This is a genomic window from Vibrio sp. D173a (assembly GCF_030248475.1).
The window spans coordinates 1-683 of record NZ_JAHGAH010000839.1; the positions used below are offsets into that span (position 1 = coordinate 1).

Genomic DNA, 683 nt, shown 5'->3' on the forward strand with positions numbered 1-683 from the left:
GCGGTCATATTAGCTTGATTAGACTCAGTGTCTAGGATTAGTTTCATTTTGGTGTAATTGTTTGCGCTGTGTGGGTGTTTTGGCACTAATTGTTAAATTTGTGTATGCAAGATAAGATATAAATCTTTACAACTATGGATATGTAGTCGAAGTATCTGTGGTTGGGATTGGCAAGGAATGGTTATGCAAACTATGTATGCAGAATTGATATCTTGGATATAAAAATGCTGCCGAGCGACCTCTCACCGGCAGCATAGGTTGCTTTATCTTTTTTCGCTATTTAATGACTAAGTATGCATATCATTCATCGAACTGTTTTCGATGACGGCTTTCATTCTGCACACTGCGATACATCTTAGTTAGCTGCTTAAAGCTCGCTCGTTTCTGTGCCAACGTCGCGCTATTTCTCGCTTGCTCACGGAGCAGTTTCTGGTAGTTGTTAAACCTACGCTCACTTAACTCGCCACTTTCCAATGCTCGTTGAATCGCGCATCCCGGTTCAGATTGATGTTGGCAATCTGAGAAGCGACAATTCGTAGCAAACTCTTCGATGTCGGCAAAGGTTTCACTGACACCTTCGGCACACTCAGAAAGTTGCAGCTCTCGCATTCCTGGAGTATCAATCAGCAAACCACCGTCTTTCAGCAAATGAAGTGAACGTGATGTGGTCGTGTGTCGACCTT

General features: G+C 43.0%; 1 protein-coding gene. It reads right to left on the bottom strand.

All coding sequences use genetic code 11. The annotated features are described in order from the left end of the window. Positions 1-300 precede the first annotated feature (300 nt). A partial coding sequence (gene rsgA, locus KIV40_RS29685) for a GTPase RsgA (RefSeq protein WP_285352842.1) occupies positions 301-683 on the bottom strand: 383 nt, incomplete at its 5' end.